General features: G+C 70.1%; 12 protein-coding genes and 4 pseudogenes. 10 read left to right on the top strand and 6 right to left on the bottom strand.

Annotated elements, in window-relative coordinates; all coding sequences use genetic code 11:
* Positions 1 to 93: 93 nt before the first annotated feature.
* From QC826_RS06935 to QC826_RS31190, 4 genes and pseudogenes are all read right to left on the bottom strand, one after another.
* Complete coding sequence (locus tag QC826_RS06935) at positions 94 to 1,068, bottom strand: Bug family tripartite tricarboxylate transporter substrate binding protein (protein WP_279764956.1); 975 nt, start codon at positions 1,066 to 1,068, stop codon at positions 94 to 96.
* Between the two features lie 111 nt (positions 1,069 to 1,179).
* Complete coding sequence (locus QC826_RS31200; RefSeq protein ID WP_313872871.1) at positions 1,180 to 1,515, bottom strand: porin; 336 nt, start codon at positions 1,513 to 1,515, stop codon at positions 1,180 to 1,182.
* A gap of 5 nt (positions 1,516 to 1,520) precedes the next feature.
* On the bottom strand, positions 1,521 to 2,012 hold the full coding sequence (locus QC826_RS31195; RefSeq protein ID WP_313872843.1) for a porin: 492 nt from the start codon (positions 2,010 to 2,012) through the stop codon (positions 1,521 to 1,523).
* Between the two features lie 40 nt (positions 2,013 to 2,052).
* A pseudogene (locus QC826_RS31190) lies at positions 2,053 to 2,241 on the bottom strand (porin); the annotation flags it as partial.
* Between the two features lie 219 nt (positions 2,242 to 2,460).
* On the opposite strand from QC826_RS31190, the gene QC826_RS06925 reads away from it, so the two are divergent.
* From QC826_RS06925 to QC826_RS06910, 4 genes and pseudogenes are all read left to right on the top strand, one after another.
* Positions 2,461 to 3,174: a response regulator gene (locus tag QC826_RS06925; protein WP_279764954.1), complete on the top strand. Its 714-nt coding sequence runs from the start codon at positions 2,461 to 2,463 to the stop codon at positions 3,172 to 3,174.
* Positions 3,175 to 4,677 (top strand): sensor histidine kinase, encoded by a 1,503-nt coding sequence (locus tag QC826_RS06920; protein ID WP_279764952.1) that lies wholly within the window; start codon positions 3,175 to 3,177, stop codon positions 4,675 to 4,677. It abuts the gene before it with no gap.
* A 70-nt stretch (positions 4,678 to 4,747) separates the two neighbouring features.
* The gene (locus tag QC826_RS06915; RefSeq protein WP_279764951.1) at positions 4,748 to 5,104 is read left to right on the top strand and encodes a ribonuclease E inhibitor RraB; all 357 of its coding nucleotides are present in this window, start codon (positions 4,748 to 4,750) and stop codon (positions 5,102 to 5,104) included.
* Between the two features lie 435 nt (positions 5,105 to 5,539).
* Positions 5,540 to 8,298, top strand: a pseudogene (locus QC826_RS06910) (putative bifunctional diguanylate cyclase/phosphodiesterase).
* 165 nt (positions 8,299 to 8,463) lie between these two features.
* On the opposite strand, the gene QC826_RS06900 reads toward QC826_RS06910, so the two are convergent.
* Positions 8,464 to 10,347 carry a methyl-accepting chemotaxis protein gene (locus tag QC826_RS06900; RefSeq protein ID WP_279764945.1) on the bottom strand — a complete coding sequence of 628 codons (1,884 nt, stop codon included), beginning with the start codon at positions 10,345 to 10,347 and terminating at the stop codon, positions 8,464 to 8,466.
* A gap of 237 nt (positions 10,348 to 10,584) precedes the next feature.
* On the opposite strand from QC826_RS06900, the gene QC826_RS06895 reads away from it, so the two are divergent.
* The 6 genes and pseudogenes from QC826_RS06895 to QC826_RS06870 all read left to right on the top strand — a co-directional run bounded on the left by QC826_RS06895 (position 10,585) and on the right by QC826_RS06870 (position 15,427).
* A complete protein-coding gene (locus QC826_RS06895; protein WP_279766409.1) occupies positions 10,585 to 12,096 on the top strand; it encodes a sensor histidine kinase KdpD in 1,512 nt (503 codons plus the stop codon).
* Positions 12,097 to 12,108: 12 nt separating this feature from the next.
* Positions 12,109 to 12,726 carry a hypothetical protein gene (locus QC826_RS06890; RefSeq protein WP_279764944.1) on the top strand — a complete coding sequence of 206 codons (618 nt, stop codon included), beginning with the start codon at positions 12,109 to 12,111 and terminating at the stop codon, positions 12,724 to 12,726.
* Positions 12,723 to 14,149 (top strand): annotated as a pseudogene (locus tag QC826_RS06885) (sigma 54-interacting transcriptional regulator). The gene QC826_RS06890 and the pseudogene QC826_RS06885 overlap by 4 nt, the downstream one beginning before the upstream one ends.
* 217 nt (positions 14,150 to 14,366) lie before the next feature.
* The gene (locus QC826_RS06880) at positions 14,367 to 14,696 is read left to right on the top strand and encodes a BON domain-containing protein (protein WP_279764943.1); all 330 of its coding nucleotides are present in this window, start codon (positions 14,367 to 14,369) and stop codon (positions 14,694 to 14,696) included.
* A gap of 200 nt (positions 14,697 to 14,896) precedes the next feature.
* The gene (locus QC826_RS06875; protein ID WP_279764942.1) at positions 14,897 to 15,196 is read left to right on the top strand and encodes a type II toxin-antitoxin system Phd/YefM family antitoxin; all 300 of its coding nucleotides are present in this window, start codon (positions 14,897 to 14,899) and stop codon (positions 15,194 to 15,196) included.
* A pseudogene (locus QC826_RS06870) lies at positions 15,171 to 15,427 on the top strand (Txe/YoeB family addiction module toxin). The gene QC826_RS06875 and the pseudogene QC826_RS06870 overlap by 26 nt, the downstream one beginning before the upstream one ends.
* A gap of 83 nt (positions 15,428 to 15,510) precedes the next feature.
* Here QC826_RS06870 and QC826_RS06865 read toward each other — a convergent pair.
* Complete coding sequence (locus tag QC826_RS06865) at positions 15,511 to 16,833, bottom strand: homoserine dehydrogenase (RefSeq protein ID WP_279764941.1); 1,323 nt, start codon at positions 16,831 to 16,833, stop codon at positions 15,511 to 15,513.
* Positions 16,834 to 16,842 lie beyond the last annotated feature (9 nt).

The raw sequence follows: 16,842 nt of genomic DNA, 5'->3' as shown, positions 1-16,842 counted from the left end.
ATGTGGCGATGATTCGCCTTATGTACCGCGTTTTACTGCCTTGTTCCTACCGCGTGTTGTGTAGCGCGTGTTGCGTGTTGCCCGCGGCGGCGCCTAGCGCACCAAGCCAAGTTCGCTGGCGCGCCGGCCGTAGTCGTCGACCGCCTTCTTCACGTAGGCCGCCAGCGCCTCGCCGGTCAGGCTGAACGGATACAGGCCGTAGGCGGCGCGGCTCTGCGCGAACTCCGGCGTGGCCAGCACGCGGTCGAAGGTGGCGACCCATTTGCGGTAGTCGCCCTCGGCCACCTGCGGCCCCATCCAGACGCCACGGATGATCGGCCAAACCACGTCGATGCCCTGCTCGCGCGCCGTCGGCACATTCGCCAACACGCCCGGCAGGCGCCGTTCCGACAGCACCGCCAGCACCCGCGTGTTGCCGCCCGCCGAATACAGCGTGGCCTCCGAGGCGTCGCCCGAGACCACCTGCACATGGTTGGCGTGCATCGCGGTGAAGGCCTCGCCGCCGCCCTCCAGGGCGACGAAGCGCAACACCTTCGGATCGACGCCGGCGGCCTTCGCCACCAGCGCGATCTTCAACCAATCCTGGCTGCCGATGGTGCCCGAGACACCCACCAGCACCTTGTCCGGCTGCTTCCTCAAGGCGGCGACCAGGTCGCCCAGCGTCTTGTAGGGCGAATCGGCGCGCACCGCGATCATGCCGTAGTCGGCGCCCAGCGCCGCCACCCAGCGCACGTCGCCCGCCGTGGCCCGGCCGAACTTGCCCTGCGCCAGGTTGAGCAGCGAGCCGCCGGAGAACACCACCAGGGTGTTCGGCTCGGCGCGCCGCTGCGACACCAGCGAGTGCCAGGCCACCGCGCCTATGCCGCCGGGCAGGTAGCTGATGTGCATGGCGCCGGCGGGCCGGCCCGGCAGTCCGTTCAATCCTTGTTGCGCCAGCTTGCAGGTCAGGTCCATCGCGCCGCCCGGCTTGGACGGGACGATGCACTCCACGCCTGCCGGCTGGGCCGCCGCGCCGGACTGCGGCGGGGCGCACAGCAGCGCCAGCAAAGCTGGCAAAATTTTCTTCATCTGGTATGGGTATAGTAGAGCGGTGAAGCTTTCAAAGCGCTTTCAAAGCCCGGCGATTTTTCACAATTTGTCGAAAAACCGCCGGGCCGAAAGTTAGCCTAAAAGCGCGGCCTAGAAGCGGTGCTGCATGCCGGTGACGAAGCCGCGCTGGGTTTCGCCGAAGCCGGCGTCGTCGCGCGACAGGCCGGTCAGCTGGCCGTTCTTGGCCTTGACGTAGGCGGCCGAGACGTACAGGTCGGTGCGTTTGGACAGGGCGTAGCGGTAGCGCGCCACGTACATGGTCGGGTCGGCATCCTTGCCGCCGGCGACGTTCTTGACATTGACGTGGTAGATCGCGCCGGTCAGCGTGGCCGCGTTGATCTTGTAGTTGACGCCGCCCCAGTAGGTGGTCGCCTCGACGTCCGGCGTCAGCGCCTTGCCGGCCACGGTCTTGAAGTCGCGCACCACGGCGGTCAGCTTGAGCGGACCGTTCTGTAGTTGCCGCCGATGTGCCAGACGGTGTTCTTGTCGCGGTTGCCGGTGGCGGCCACGGTGTTGCCGTTGACCCGCTCCCAGGTCGCCATCAGGCTGACCGGGCCGGTGGTGTAGACGGTCGACAGGCCCATCTTGCTGCTGTCGCGCGCGCCGCTGGCCTGCTCGCCGAAGCCGTAGGAGGCGCCGAACTTGAAGGCGCCGACCTTGCCGGAGTACTTGACCAGGTTGTCGAAGGCGGTGGTGAAGCCGTACTTGCTCGGGCCGGTGGCCGGGCCGGAGGTGGCCCACGAGTACATCGGCGCGAAGCCCATCGGGTCGAAGGCGATCACCGTGTCGTACACGTTGCTGAACGAGCGGCCCAGCACGACGCGGCCGAAACCGCCCTCCAGGCCGACGTTGGCCTGGCGCTTGAACAGCACGCCGTCGGAGGCGCCGCTGTCCATCAGGATGCCGCCCTCGAGCTGGAACACCGCCTTCAGGCCGCCGCCCAGGTCCGTCGGAACCGCGCAGCCCCCAGCGCGAGGTGTTCATGCCGCCGGAGCTGACCCGGGTCAGCGAACCGCCGCCGGCCTTGGCGTCGGAGGCGTAGTCGACGCCCATGTCGAGCAGGCCGTAGACCTGGACGTTCGATTGGGCCTGGGCGGCGCCGCCGGCGGCCAGCAGGGCCAGCGCGGCGAGTGACAGGGTGGTTTTCTTCATGTGGGTCTCCAGAGGATATAGTTATTGGTGAGTTGCCTGATCGTTCAATCAGGCTGCCACTATAGAAGTCGCTTCCTTTCAATTGGCTTTCAGCGGGGGTGGCGGCCCCGGCTTGTCGTCAAGGCGCCACAATCGGCGGGGCGCGCTTCCCAATCGGGCCGGCGGCGGCGATGATTGTGGCCTTACACTGAACTTTTTTCATACTGTTAGCAAGAAAATATGCGCATTCTGTTAGTTGAAGACCACACCGAACTATCGCGCTGGCTGGCCAAGGCGCTGCGCGACGCCCACCTCACGGTCGAGTGCGCCGACAACGGCGCCGACGCCGACGCCCTGCTGCACACCCAGGACTACGCGCTGGTGATCCTCGACCTGACGCTGCCGCGCATGGACGGGCTGGAGGTGCTGCGCCGGCTGCGCGCGCGCGCCGCGCCGCGCGGCCAGACGCCGGTGCTGATCCTGACCGCGCGCGGCGGCCTGGACGACAAGGTGCAGGGCCTCAACCTGGGCGCCGACGACTACCTGGCCAAGCCCTTCGAGCTGGCCGAGCTGGAGGCGCGCGTCAAGGCGCTGCTGCGCCGCAGCGTCGGCAACGAGAGCCTGGTGCACAGCTGCGGCGCGCTCAGCTTCGACACGGTGACGCGCATGTTCAGCTACGCCGGCACGCCGATGGCGTTGACGCCGCGCGAGCACGCCGTGCTGGAGGCGCTGATCACCCGCGCCGGCCGCGCCGTGTCGAAGGAGAAGCTGTTCGACGAGGTGTTCGCGCTGGCCGACGACGCCAACCTCGACGCCATCGAGCTGTACATCCACCGCGTGCGCAAGAAGCTCGACAGCGGCGTGGCGGCCGGCGCGGCGGGCGGCGCCGTCATCACCACGCTGCGCGGCATCGGCTACCTGCTGCAGCCAAGGCCGGCCGCGCCGGCCGCCTGAATGGGGCTGCCGGCCGCCCTGCGCGCGCGCGCCGCCACCGGCGCCGCGGCGGCGCCGGCCGCGCTGGGCAGCCTGCGCGGCCAGCTGCTGCGCTGGCTGCTCGGCCCGCTGATCGTGCTGGTGCTGCTGAACGCCGTCTCGGTCTACCGCAACGCCCTCGACGCCGCCGACATGGCCTACGACCGCTCGCTGCTGGCCTCGACGCGGGCGCTGGCCGAGCGCGTCTCGGTGGTCAACGGCAAGGTGGTGGCCGACGTGCCCTACGTCGCCCTCGACAGCTTCGAGACCGACACCCTGGGCCGCATCTACTACAAGGTCACCGGCATCCGTGGCGAGACCGTGTCCGGCTACGCCGACCTGCCGGCGGTGCCGGCCAACGTGCCGCGCTCGCAGGCCTACCCGGCGCTGGTGCGCTTCTACCACGCCAGCTACCACGGCCAGCCGATCCGCATCGCCGCCCTGCTGCAGCCGGTGTACGACGACTCGATGCGCGGCATCGCGCTGATCCAGGTGGCCGAGACGCTCGACGCGCGGCGCGGCCTGTCCAACCAGATCCTGTTCGACACCCTGCTGTGGCAGGCCGGCCTGCTGGTGGCGCTGGCGCTGCTGGTGTGGTTCGCCGTGCGGCTGGTGCTGCGCCCGCTGATGCGGCTCAAGCTGGCGGTCGAGACGCGCAGCCTGTCCGACCTGTCCGACGTCGACCCGGCGCTGGTGCACAAGGAGGTGCGCCCGCTGGTGGCGGCGATGAACGGCGCCATGGCGCGGCTGCAAAGCCTGATCGCCAGCCAGCGCCGCTTCATCGCCGACGCCTCGCACCAGTTGCGCACGCCGCTGACGGTGCTCAAGACCCAGGCCGAGCTGGCGCTGCGCGAGTGCGAGCGCGAACAGCACGACCCGGCGCGGCTGCGCGCCGCGCTGGGCGAGATCGTGCGCAGCATCGCCGCCACCACCGACTCGACGGTCAACCTGGCCAACCGCCTGCTGACCTTGGCGCGCATCGAGCACGGCGGCGAGGGCACGGCGCTGGCCCCGGTGGCGCTGCGCGACACCTTGCGCCAGGTGGCGCTGGAGCAGGCGCCGGCCGCCGTCGCGCGCGACATCGACCTGTCGCTCGAGGCCGGGCTGGACGGCCTGGTGCGCGGCCACGCCCTGCTGCTGCACGAGCTGGTCGCCAACCTGCTCGACAACGCGCTGCGCTATACGCCGCCCGGCGGCAGCGTGGTGCTGCGCGTGCTGGCCGGCGCGGCGGCCGACGGCGGCCCCGGCCGGGTGCTGCTGGAGGTCGAGGACAGCGGCCACGGCATCGCCGCCGCCGAGCGCGAAAAGGTCTTCGCGCCGTTCTACCGCGCCGCCGCCACGCTCGAGCGCAACCCCGGCGGCGCCGGCCTGGGCCTGGCCATCGTGGCCGACATCGCCGCCCTGCACGGCGCCGCCATCGTGCTGGCCGACGGCGCCGGCGGGCGCGGCCTGCGCGTGCGGCTGTTGTTTTCCGCCCTCGCCTAAGGCCACCGCCCGGGCGGCTGGCGCTACAATACGGCTAACAAGCCACCACGACACACAAGGAAAGCGCAGCATGAGCATCAAAAAGATCAGCCAAGAAGACATGACCGAACTGTTCGCCGACATGGCGCAAAACGCCCCCTGGGACAGCAGCAAGCCGCTGCTGTGGGGTTACTTCTTCGCCGACCGGGCCAAGGCCAGGCTGGAACAGGCGGCGCCGCTGCTGGCGGCCAAGGGCTACCGCGTGGTCGGCCTGTTCGACTCGGCGGCCCAGGCCGACGGCACGCCGGCGCAAAGCTGGCTGCACGTCGAGAAGGTCGAGAAACACGACGCCGCCAGCCTGCACGCGCGCAACCAGGAGTTCTACCGCTTCGCCGAGGAGCAGCAGATCGAGACCTACGACGGCATGGACGTCGGCCCCGCCGTCTAAACCCTCCGCCCGCCCAGCGCCGGTGGCACGGCGCGCCACCGACGACCAAGATGACCACCACCGCCAGCAGCACCATGTCCCGTTTCTCGCGCAGCGCCTGGCTCACCGTCGCCGCGCTGGCGCTGTTCTGCGCCAGCTTCTGGCTGTACGTCTGGGCCGAGCAGCGCATCGACGACGCCAACGCGCTGCGCTACCACTCCTACCAACTGACCGAGGAGCTGCGCCAGTCCTCCGACGAGCTGACCCGCATGGTGCGCAGCTACGTGGCCACCGGCGAGCCGGCCTACCGCCAGCACTACCAGGACATCCTGGCGGCGCGCGACGGCCGGCCCGGCGCGGCGCCGAGCGAGCCGCACACCTACTGGGACCCTGGCGGCGGCCGACGCGGCCGCGGCCACGCCGGCGAGCGCCACGCCGGCGGCGCCCGCCACGGCCATGCTCGAACGCATGCGCCAGGCCGGCTTCAGCGCGCTGGAATTCTCGCTGCTGAGCGAGGCCAAACAAAACTCCGACAGCCTGACCCACACCGAGCTGGCCGCCATGGCCCTGCTCGAGGGCGGCGGCGCGGCCGAACCGGCGCGGCGCCAGGCCGCCAGCGAACTGTTGCACAACGCCGACTACCGCCAGGCCAAGGCGGCCATCATGCGGCCGATCGGCCAGGTGCAGAACAGCGTCGAGCAGCGCACGCTGGAGGCGGTGCGCAACGCCGCCGGCAACGCCCGCAGCATGCGCGCCGCGGTGCTGTTGGCCGGCGCCCTGCTGCTCTACCTGCTGTGGCGCAGCAAGCGCGACCTCGACGCCATCCTCGGCTGCCGCGCCGACCTGCTGCACCAGCGCATCGAGCGGCTCAGCGGCGGCGACTTCGCCGGCGCCATCCCGGTGCCGGCCGGGCGCCGCCACAGCGTGCTGGGCTGGCTGGCCGAGATGCAGCAGAGCCTGCAGCGCATCGACGCCGAGCGCGGCGCCGCGCTGGCGCGCCACCAGCGCGTCAGCCGGCTCTACAGCGCGCTCAGCCAGTGCAACCAGGCGATCGTGCGCAGCACCAGCGAGGCCGAGCTGTTCGAGCGCATCTGCCGCGCCGTGGTCGAACACGGCGGCATGACGATGGCCTGGATCGGCATGATCGCCGACGCCGACGGCCACGTCGTGCCGGCCGCCGCGCACGGCGACGGCATCGCGTACCTGGACGGCCTGCGCCTGTCGCTCGACGCCGCCAACCCGCACGGCCGCGGCCCGATCGGCTGCTCGTTCCGCGCCGGCCAGCCCTACTGGTGCCAGGACTTCCAGGCCGACCCGGCCACCGCCGCCTGGCACGCCCGCGGCGCGCAGTTCGGCTGGGGCGCCTCGGCGGCGCTGCCGCTGCGCCGCGACGGCCGCATCGTCGGCTTCTTCTCGCTGTACTCGGCGCTGCGCCTGGCCTTCGACCAGGAGGTGCGCGAGCTGCTGCTGGAGATGGTGCTCGACATCGAGTTCGCCCTGAAAAACTTCGACCGCGAGGCCCAGCGCGAGCAGTCCAACGCGCTGCTGCGCAAGAGCGAACAGCACCTGCGCACCATCATCGAGACCGAGCCGGAGTGCATCAAGGTGCTCGACAGCGAGGGCCGCCTGCTGGAGATGAACGCGGCCGGCCTGGCCATCCTCGAGGCCGACAGCCTGGAGCAGTTGCAGCGCCACGACCTGGTCGAGCTGGTGCTGCCGGCCTACCGCGCCGACTTCACGGCGCTGCACCAGCGCGTCATGCAGGGCGGCAGCGGCACGCTCGAGTTCGAGGTGCGCGGCCTGCGCGGCGGCACCCGCTGGATGGAGACGCACGCCGCGCCGATGGAAGGCGAGCCGGGCGAGCCGCCGATGCTGCTGGGGATCACGCGCGACGTCACCGAGCGCAAGCGGGCCGACGCGCAGATCCAGTACCTGGCCCACTTCGACGCGCTGACCGGCCTGCCCAACCGCACCCAGCTGCTCGACCACGCCGCCTACGCGCTGAGCCTGGCGCAGCAGGGCCGCCAGACGGCGGCGGTGATGCTGCTCGACCTGGACCGCTTCAAGGACATCAACGACTCGCTCGGCCACAGCGCCGGCGACGCCCTGCTGGTCGAGCTGGCCGGCCGGCTGCGCCAAACGCTGCGCCCGGGCGACCTGCTGGCGCGCCTGGGCGGCGACGAGTTCATGTTCGTGCTGCCGGGCGTGGACGCGGCCGGCGCCGCGCTGGCGGCGCGCCGCCTGCTCGGCCTGATCGAGGCGCCCTGCCACATCGCGCCGCACGACCTGAACGTGACGGCCTCGGTCGGCATCGCGCTGTACCCGGCCGACGGCGCCGACCTGGAGGCGCTGTTCCAGTGCGCCGACGCGGCCATGTACCGCGTCAAGCAGGAGGGCCGCAACGACCTGCGCTTCTTCACGGCGGAGATGCAGCAGCGCTCGGCGCGCAACCTGCAGCTGGTGTCGGCGCTGCGCCACGCGCTCGAGCGCGAGCAGCTGCAGGTGCACTACCAGCCGCAGTTCTCCCAGCAGGACGGGCGCATCGTCGGCGCCGAGGCGCTGCTGCGCTGGCACTCGCCCGAGCTGGGCCAGGTGTCGCCGGCCGAGTTCATCCCGGCGGCCGAGGACAGCGGCCTGATCCTGCCGATCGGCGCCTGGGTGCTGCGCCAGGCGGCGCGCCAGGCGCGCCTGTGGATGGACGCCGGCCTGGCGCCGCTGGTGATGGCGGTGAACCTGTCGGCGGTGCAGTTCCGCCAGGCCGACCTGCCGCGCCTGGTGAGCCAGATCCTCGACGAGGAGGCCTGCCGGCCGAATACCTCGAGCTCGAGCTGACCGAGGGGGTGGCGATGCACGACCCGCAGGGCGCCATCGCCATCATGAACAGCCTGCACGAGCGCGGCGTGCGCATGTCGATCGACGACTTCGGCACCGGCTATTCCTCGCTCAGCCATTTGAAGAAGTTCAAGGTCTACAAGCTGAAGATCGACCAGTCCTTCGTACGCGACATCTGCACCGACCCGGAGGACAAGGCCATCGTCGGGGCCATCATCCAGATGGCCCGCAGCCTGGGCCTGCAGACCATCGCCGAGGGCGTCGAGACGGCCGGCCAGCTGGAGTTCCTGCGCGAGCAGGGCTGCGACGAGATGCAGGGCTACTACTTCAGCAAGCCGCTGCCGGCCGAGCAGTTCGAACAGTTCGCCCGCGCCCGCCGGTAGCGCGGCGCAGCTGCGCCAAGAAAAGCCACCGGCAAAACTCAGGGTCAGACCCTGAGGGTCTGACCCTGGCTCTTCGCCGGTGGGTGGTTTGTTAGCCGCCGGCACCTCGACCGACGACCGCCACCGCCTCGACCGAAGACCGCCGCCGCCCGCCTGCCTGGCGCCTCAGCGGCCCGCCTCGTCGAGCTTGAACACGCTGACCACCTCGGCCAGCCTGGCGGCCTGCTCCTGCAACGAGGTGGCGGCGGCGGCGGCCTGCTCGACCAGCGCGGCGTTCTGCTGGGTGGTGCTGTCGATCTCGGCGATGGCCAGGTTGACCTGGCCGATGCCCTCGCTCTGCTCGTGGCTGGCGGCGACGATCTCGCCCATGATGCCGGTGACCTGCTCGACCGAGGCGACGATGCGGCCCATGGTGGCGCCGGCGGCGTCGACCAGGGCGCTGCCGGCGTCGACCTTGCCGACCGAGTCGCCGATCAACTCCTTGATCTCGCGCGCGGCGGCGGCCGAGCGCTGCGCCAGGTTGCGCACCTCCGAGGCGACCACGGCGAAGCCCCTGCCCTGTTCGCCGGCGCGCGCCGCCTCGACGGCCGCGTTGAGCGCCAAGATGTTCGTCTGGAAGGCGATGCCGTCGATGACGCCGATGATGTCGGCGATCTTGCGCGAGCTGTCCTTGATCGAGGCCATGGTGTCGACCACCCGGCCAACCACCTGGCCGCCCTCGCGGGCGATGCCCGAGGCCGACTGCACCAGCTCGTTGGCGGTGCGCGCGCTGGCGGCGTTCTGCGCCACCGTCGAGGTCAACTGTTCCATCGCCGAGGCGGTCTGCTCCAGGCTGGAGGCCTGGTTCTCGGTGCGGGCCGACAGGTCGAGGTTGCCGGCGGCGATCTCGGCCGAGGCGGTGGCGATGGTCTCGGTGCTGCCGCGCACCGCGCGGATGGTGTGGTTGAGCGAGGAGACGAAGCGGTTGAAGGCGTCGGCCAGGGCGCCGATCTCGTCGCTGCCCTCGACCGCCATGCGGCGGCTCAGGTCGCCGTTGCCGTCGGCGATCTCGCCGAGCATCTGGGCGGCGCGCGCCACCGGCGCGGCGATGGCGCGGCTGACCAGGTAGATGACGAACAGGCCGATGCCGCCGCCGACCAGGCCGGCCAGCAGCGCCGAGATGGTCACCGAGCGCGTCACCTGGCCCAGCACCTCGGCCTCGGGCACCTCGGCGACCACGTACATGTTGAGCTCCGGCACGAAGGACGAGGCGACGATGCGCTTGCCGTCCGGCGCGGCGTAGCTGGCGTGGGCGAACTTCTGCCCGCCCAGCAGGCGGCCGAGCAGGGCGGCGTCGAAGCCGGCCAGCTCCTGCATGTTGTGCTTGCCGTCGGCCAGCTTGGCGTCGCGGTGCACCAGCAGCGTGCCGTTGGCGCGCGCCAGGTAGACGTAGCCGGAATTGCCCACCTTGTAGCTGCGGATGGTGTCGGCGAGCTTGTCGACCGACAGGCCGAGGCCGGCGGCGCCCGGCTTGCCCGGGCCGGCGTCGAAGCGGGTGTTGATGAACAACATGTAGCCGCTGGCGCCGGGCTCGCGGTCCAGGTCCAGGGTGTAGGGCTTGCCGCCGGCCAGGAAGCCGTAGAACCACTGGTCGCCGGCGGCCGACTGGCTCAGCGTGCGGCTCAGGCCGCCCTCCGAGTAGTATTTGCCGCTGGCGCCGGAGACCCAGAACACGGTGGCGGCGCCGACCTTCTGGCGCAGCTGCTTGGCGTAGCGGGTCCAGGCCTCGTCGCCCGCCTCGGCCAGGCCGCCGGCCTCCCAGTCGAGCAGGAAGGTGTTGTTGGCGACCGCCTGCGAGGCCGCCAGCGGCTCGGTGATCTGGCGCAGGATGTCGTTGCGGATCTCGCCGACCACCGCCGGCAGCTCCTGCTCGACGACGCGCTGGCGGATGCCGTTGCCGGTCATGGTGACGCTGAGCGTGGCGGAGATCGCCAGGAACAGCAGCAGGCAGAAGGCCATGCTCAACATCAGCTTTTGCTGGATCGACAGGCGGCGCAGGAGATTCGACATGGACTTCCTTCAAGAATGGGGAGGGATGGTGTGGCGCGGCGAGACCCAGCGTAATCGAATAGACCACGCCGGGGCAAGGAGAAAGTTGCCTTGGAGACAGCTTCGCCGCCGGTCGCGCAACAGTCGCCGCGCGCGCAGGCGGCTACAAACCCACCCAATCGGGCGCGGCCCCGCCCGCTTTTCCCCTATCATCGCGGGACCAGCGCCAGTGGCGCCCCTCCCCCTTTTCCCATGATGATGCCTTCGAGACTATCGTTTCGCCAATTGCTGCTGGGCGTGTTCCTGCTGATCGCGCTGCTGCTCAGCGCCGCCTCGCTGCACGCGCTGTGGACGCTGGACCGGCTGGCCGCGCACAGCCGCGACGGCGCCCGCCACGCCATCGCCCTGAGCGAGCAGGCGCAGCGCCTGGCCGAACGCGGCCTGGCGATGGAGCGCAGCGCGCGCCAATACCTGGTGCTCAACGACCCGGCCTTCCGCAGCCGCTACGCCGACGCCTGGCGCGAGGCCGGCGCCGCCCTCGACGCGGTGGCCGCCGGCCTGCCGCAGGCGCCGCCGGCGCTGTTCGCCGACTGGCGCCGCCACACGGCGGCGGCCTGGGAGGTGCTGCGCGGCGCCGGCCCGCGCGGCGTGCGCCAGCAGGCGCTGGGCCGCGCGCTGGCGCCGCTGGCGGCCATCCACGGCCGCCTCGAGGACGAGGTCAAGCGCGAAGTGGACCGGCGCAACGCCGCCCTGCTGGCCGAGCTGGAGCAGCGCCGTGGCGTGCTCACCGGCCAGGTGCTGGCCTCGATCGCGCTGGCCGCCGCGCTGGCGTTCGGCTTCGGCGCCTGGCTGTCGCGCCCGCTGGCGCAGATCGAGACGGCCATCGACCGCCTCGGCGGCGGCGCCTACGACGCCGCCATCGACGTGCGCGGCCCCGGCGACCTGCGCCGCGTCGGCCGCCAGCTCGACTGGCTGCGCCAGCGCCTGGCCACGCTGGAGCAGGACAAGGCGCGCTTCCTGCGCCACATCTCGCACGAGCTGAAGACGCCGCTGGCGGCGCTGCGCGAGGGCGTCGCCCTGCTCGAGGACGGCGTCGCCGGGCCGCTCTCGGCGCAACAGGCGGAAATTTCCGCCATCCTGCGGCAGAACACCGCCTCGCTGCAAAACCAGATCGACTGCCTGCTGCGCTACAACGCCGCCGCCTTCCAAGCCCAGCATCCACGGCGCGCCAGCACCGACCTGGCGCCGCTGCTCGAGCAGGTGATCGCCGGCCAGCGCCTGCAGTGGATGGCCGCCGGCCTGACGGTCACGGCGGCCGGCAGCGCGCCGCCGCTGGCGCTCGACGCCGACCAGCTCGGCGTGGCGCTGGGCAACCTGCTGTCGAACGCGGTGCGCTTCAGCCCGCCGGGCGGCAAGGTGCGCTTCGAACTGGCGCGGGTCGACGGCCGCCTGCGCGTCGACTGCCTCGACCAGGGGCCGGGCGTGGCGCCGGACGACGCCGCGCGCATCGTCGAACCGTTCTACCAGGGCCAGCGCCAGCCGCCCGGCGCGCGCCGGGGCAACGGCATCGGCCTGTCCATCGTCCACGAATACATCGCCGCCCACGGCGGCCAACTGCAACTGCTGCCGTCCGCGCGCGGCGCCCATTTCCGAATCGAACTGCCGTACGACCCCGGCACGCCGGCGGCCACACACCACCCAACGGCACCAAGCCAGGGTCAGACCCTAGGGTCTGACCCTAGATTTTCGCCTGTGGTTTTTTCAACCTAGCTGCAACTCCCTATGACACCCACCAACCGGCGCCCAGCGCCTGCCCCCACTCCACCGCCGGCCGCCGGCCGCCTCGGCGCCCAACTGGCGCTGGCCCTGCTCGCCGCCGCTCTGGCCGGCTGCGCCCTGCGCCCGGCCGCGCCGGCCACGCCGCCGCCCACCCGCATCGTCGTCGCGCCGGTGCTGCTGGCGCCGCCGCCGCCGCCCGACCCGGTGGCGCCGCTGCTCAGCTACCACCAGGCGCTGCGCCGCATGAGCCAGGGCGAGCTGCTCAAGGAGCTCAGCGGCTTCAACGCGCAGGCCAAGTCGCCCAAGCTGTCGCTGCAGACGGCGATGATCCTGATGCTCACGCGCGGCAACGGCGACCTGCCGCGCGCCCAGTTGCTGCTCGACAGCGTGGCCGCCTCGGCCGAGCCGGAGGCCGAGCCGCTCAAGCCGCTCAGCCAACTGCTGGCCAGCAACTGCGCCGAGGCGCGCCGGCTGGCCGAGCACGCCGACAAGCTGGCCCTGCAATTGAAGGACAGCCAGCGCCGCAACGAGCAGCTCAGCGACATGCTGGAGGGCCTGAAGGCGATCGAGCGCAGCCTGCCGACCCGGCCGGCGGCCAGCGCGGCGGCAGGCAGCAAATGAGCGCCGCCACCATCCACGCGGCCACCGCCCCGGCCGCGCCGGCGCCGCGCGCCCACCTGCTGCTGGTCGACGACGACGCCGACCTGCTGCGCCTGCTCACCATGCGCCTGGGCGCCAGCGGCTACCGCGTCTCCACCGCCGGCAGCGCCGAGGCGGCGCTGGCCCGCCTGGCGGTCGAGCTGCCGCAGCTGGTCATCAGCGACATCCGCCTACCCGACCGCGACGGCCTGGCGCTGTTCCAGGCCATCCGCGCCCAGTACCCGGCCCTGCCGGTGATCCTGCTGACGGCGCACGGCACCATCCCCGACGCCGTCGAGGCCACCTCGCTCGGCGCCTACGCCTACCTGACCAAACCCTTCGATGCCAAGGTGCTGCTCGAACGCATCGCCCAGGCGCTCAGCCTGTCGGCGCCCACGCCCGGCCAGGAGGCCGGCGACGAGCAGTGGCGCGCCGGCCTGATCAGCCGCAGCCAGTGCATGGCCGAGCTGCTGGCCGAGGCCAAGCTGGTCGCCGTGTCGGACGCCAGCGTGCTGATCCGTGGCGAGAGCGGCAGCGGCAAGGAGCTGCTGGCCAACGCCATCCACCGCGCCAGCCGGCGCGCCAAGGCCCCCTTCATCGCCGTCAACTGCGGCGCCATCCCCGAGGCGCTGCTCGAGTCCGAGCTGTTCGGCCACGTCAAGGGCGCCTACACGGGCGCCGCCACGGCGCGCGAGGGCCGTTGCAGGCGGCCGACGGCGGCACCCTGTTCCTCGACGAGATCGGCGACATGCCGCTGCTGCTGCAAGTCAAGCTGCTGCGCGTGCTGCAGGAGCGCGTGGTGCGCCAGCTCGGCGCCGACAGCGGCCGCAGCATCGACGTGCGCATCCTCTCGGCCACCCACCGCGACCTGGAGGCGGCCATGCTCGACGGCCAGTTCCGCGAGGACTTGTACTACCGCCTCAATGTCATCACCCTGACCCTGCCGCCGCTGGCCGAGCGGCGCGAGGACATCGCCCTGCTCGCCAGCCGCTTCCTGCAGACGCTGGCGGCCAAGTACGGCAAGCGGGTCAACGGCTTCGCCCCCGGCGCGCTGGAGGCGCTAACCACGGCGGCCTGGCCGGGCAACGTGCGGCAGCTGTACAACGTGGTCGAGCACGTCTGCGCGCTGGCGACCGCGCCGCTGGTGCCGCTGTCGCTGGTGCAGCGGGCGCTGCGCGTGCCCTCGCTGGAGGTGCTCAGCTACACCGAGGCCAAGCGGCGCTTCGAGCGGCACTACCTGGTGCAACTGCTCAAGCTGACCGACGGCAATGTCGCCGACGCCGCCCGCCTGGCCGAACGCAACCGCACCGAGTTCTACCGCCTGCTGCAGAAGCACGAGCTGGACGCCAGCCTGTTCCGCGCCGACCCCGCTGTCGCCCCCGAGCGACAGGACGAATCCCTTTGAAATCAAGCACTTGAATACGCAGGCGGTTTATCTGTCGCCGCCACACGACAAAAACCGGGGGCGGCGGAGGGTTGTCGCCGCCACCCGCCCCACCGGCGCCTGGCCGACGTCGATAAGTGTTTGATATTGTTGATGTTTCCATGCCTGGCACGGCGCTTGCTGTGTACTGGATAACGCCAAAGCGTTGCCACCCTAAACTAGCAAAAGGAAACACATCATGATGAACTCGAAACTGATCGCCCGTCTGCTGGCCACCGCCGCCCTGTCCACCGCCGCCCTGGCCGCCGCACCGGCCTTCGCCGTGCCGCAAGCCGAAGCCGCCATGGCCGGCGCCACCAAGGCAAGCAGCGACAGCACCGATGCCGCCATCACCGCGCAGATCAAATCCGCCTTGGGCGAAAAAATCGGCGTCAGCACCAAGGAAGGCGTGGTCGTGCTGAGCGGCTCGGTGGCCAACACCGAAGTCGGCACCAAGGTCATCCAGGTCGCCTCGGCAGTACCCGGCGTCAAGGAAGTCAAGAGCGAGCTAACCGTCGCCTCGAAGTAATCCCCCCGTGCCCGGCCGCGCCGGGCAGTAGCACCAAGTAAGACTCTTTCCGGGCCTCAGCATTGAGGCCCGTTTTTTAGGGAAGTTCTCTGACACGCCGGCAAGCTTGCTATCGGCGGAAACTACGTTACACTTCAACTTGTACCATTTACAGTACAAGTATGGCCATTCGAAAAAGCATTCAAAGAACGGAGTAGCAAATGAGAATCATCAACTTTTCTGACGCTCGCAACAGCCTACGCGCTGTTATCGACCAGGTGGTTGAGGATGCCGACGTCACCGTTATCTCGCGACGGGACGCGCCGGATGCCGTCGTCATGTCCTTCGATTATTACAGCAGCCTCATGGAGACAGTGCACCTGTTGAGCTCGCCAGCGAATGCGGCTCACCTTGCCAAATCCATCGCGCAGGCGCGCTCGGGCCAAGCGCAGCATCGGGAGTTAATCGGCATTTCCGCCCCAGAGGAACCGCAACATGCGCAAGCTGAAGTTCACGGATGAGGCTTGGGAAAGCTACGTCTACTGGCAAACGCAAGATAAAAAACGCTCAAACGCACTAACGATCTGATCCAGGCCTCGCAGAAAGATCCATTTGTCGGGATCGGCAAACCTGAAGCGTTGAAACACAGTCTTAGCGGTTGCTGGTCGAGGAGAATCGACGAGACCAACCGACTCGTCTACGAAGTGCATGATGACGAGTTGATCATCATTTCATGTCGCCACCACTATTGATGGATTGGGGAGCTGGCGCTCCCCAACATAAAAAAACCGGCCTCGGCCGGTTTTTTGTTACTTCGGAAAATCCCCTCAGCTCATCAGCTCAGGTTTTCCAACCGGATCTTGGTGACGCTGCCGACCACGCTAGGCAGCGCCTCCATCTTCAGGATCGCCGCCTCGACGTTCTTCTCCTGCGTCTGGTGGGTCAGCATGATGATGTCGGTGTGGGTCTCGTTCTCGGCCGGCTCCTTTTGCAGCATGGCGTCGATCGAGATGGTGGCGTCGGCCAGGATGCGGGTCAGGTCGGCCAGCACGCCGGGACGGTCGGCCACGTGCATGCGCAGGTAGTAGCTGGTGGTCACCTCGGACATCGGCAAAATCTCGATGTCGGTCATCTCGTTGGGCTGGAAGGCCAGGTGCGGCACGCGGTGCTCCGGGTCGGCCGTGGCCAGGCGGGTGATGTCGACCAGGTCGGCGATCACCGCCGAGGCGGTCGGCTCGGCGCCGGCGCCCTTGCCGTAGTACATGGTGGCGCCGATCGCGTCGCCCTGCACCAGCACGGCGTTCATCGCGCCCTCGACGTTGGCGATCAGGCGCTTGCTCGGGATCAAGGTCGGGTGCACGCGCAGCTCGATGCCCTCGGTGCCGTTGACCACGGCGCGCTTGGCGATGCCCAGCAGCTTGATGCGGTAGCCCAGCTGCTCGGCGTAGCGGATGTCGATGGCGTCGAGCTTGGAGATGCCCTCGACGTAGGCCTTGTCGAACTGCACCGGGATGCCGAAGGCGATGGCCGACATGATGGTCACCTTGTGCGCGGCGTCGACGCCCTCGATGTCGAAGGTCGGGTCGGCCTCGGCGTAGCCCAGCTCCTGCGCCTGCTTGAGGGCGGTGCCGAAGTCCAGGCCCTTGTCGCGCATCTCGGACAGGATGAAGTTGGTGGTGCCGTTGATGATGCCGGCCAGCCACTCGATGCGGTTGGCCGTCAGGCCCTCGCGCAGCGCCTTGATGATCGGAATGCCGCCGGCGACGGCCGCCTCGAAGGCCACCATCACGCCCTTCTCCTGGGCGGCGGCGAAGATCTCGTTGCCGTGCACGGCCAGCAGCGCCTTGTTGGCGGTGACCACGTGCTTGCCGTTGGCGATGGCCTGCAGCACCAGCTGCTTGGCCAGGTCGTAGCCGCCGATCAGCTCGACGACGATGTCGATGTCGGGGTTGTTGACCACCTCGAACGGGTCGGCCACCACCTGCACGCTGCCGCCGGTGCGGGCGCGGGCGCGCTCGGTGTTGCGCGCCGAGACCATGGTGATCTCGATGCCGCGGCCGGCGCGGCGGCGGATCTCTTCCTGGTTGCGGCGCAACACGTTGAACGTTCCGGAACCGACGTTGCCGACGCCGAGCAAGCCTACTTTGATGGGATTCATAAATATCGT

The sequence above is a fragment of the Rugamonas sp. DEMB1 genome (genome assembly GCF_029834475.1).
Taxonomy (GTDB): Bacteria; Pseudomonadota; Gammaproteobacteria; order Burkholderiales; family Burkholderiaceae_D; genus Rugamonas; species Rugamonas rubra.
This window is presented reverse-complemented; position numbering and strand designations above follow the sequence as displayed.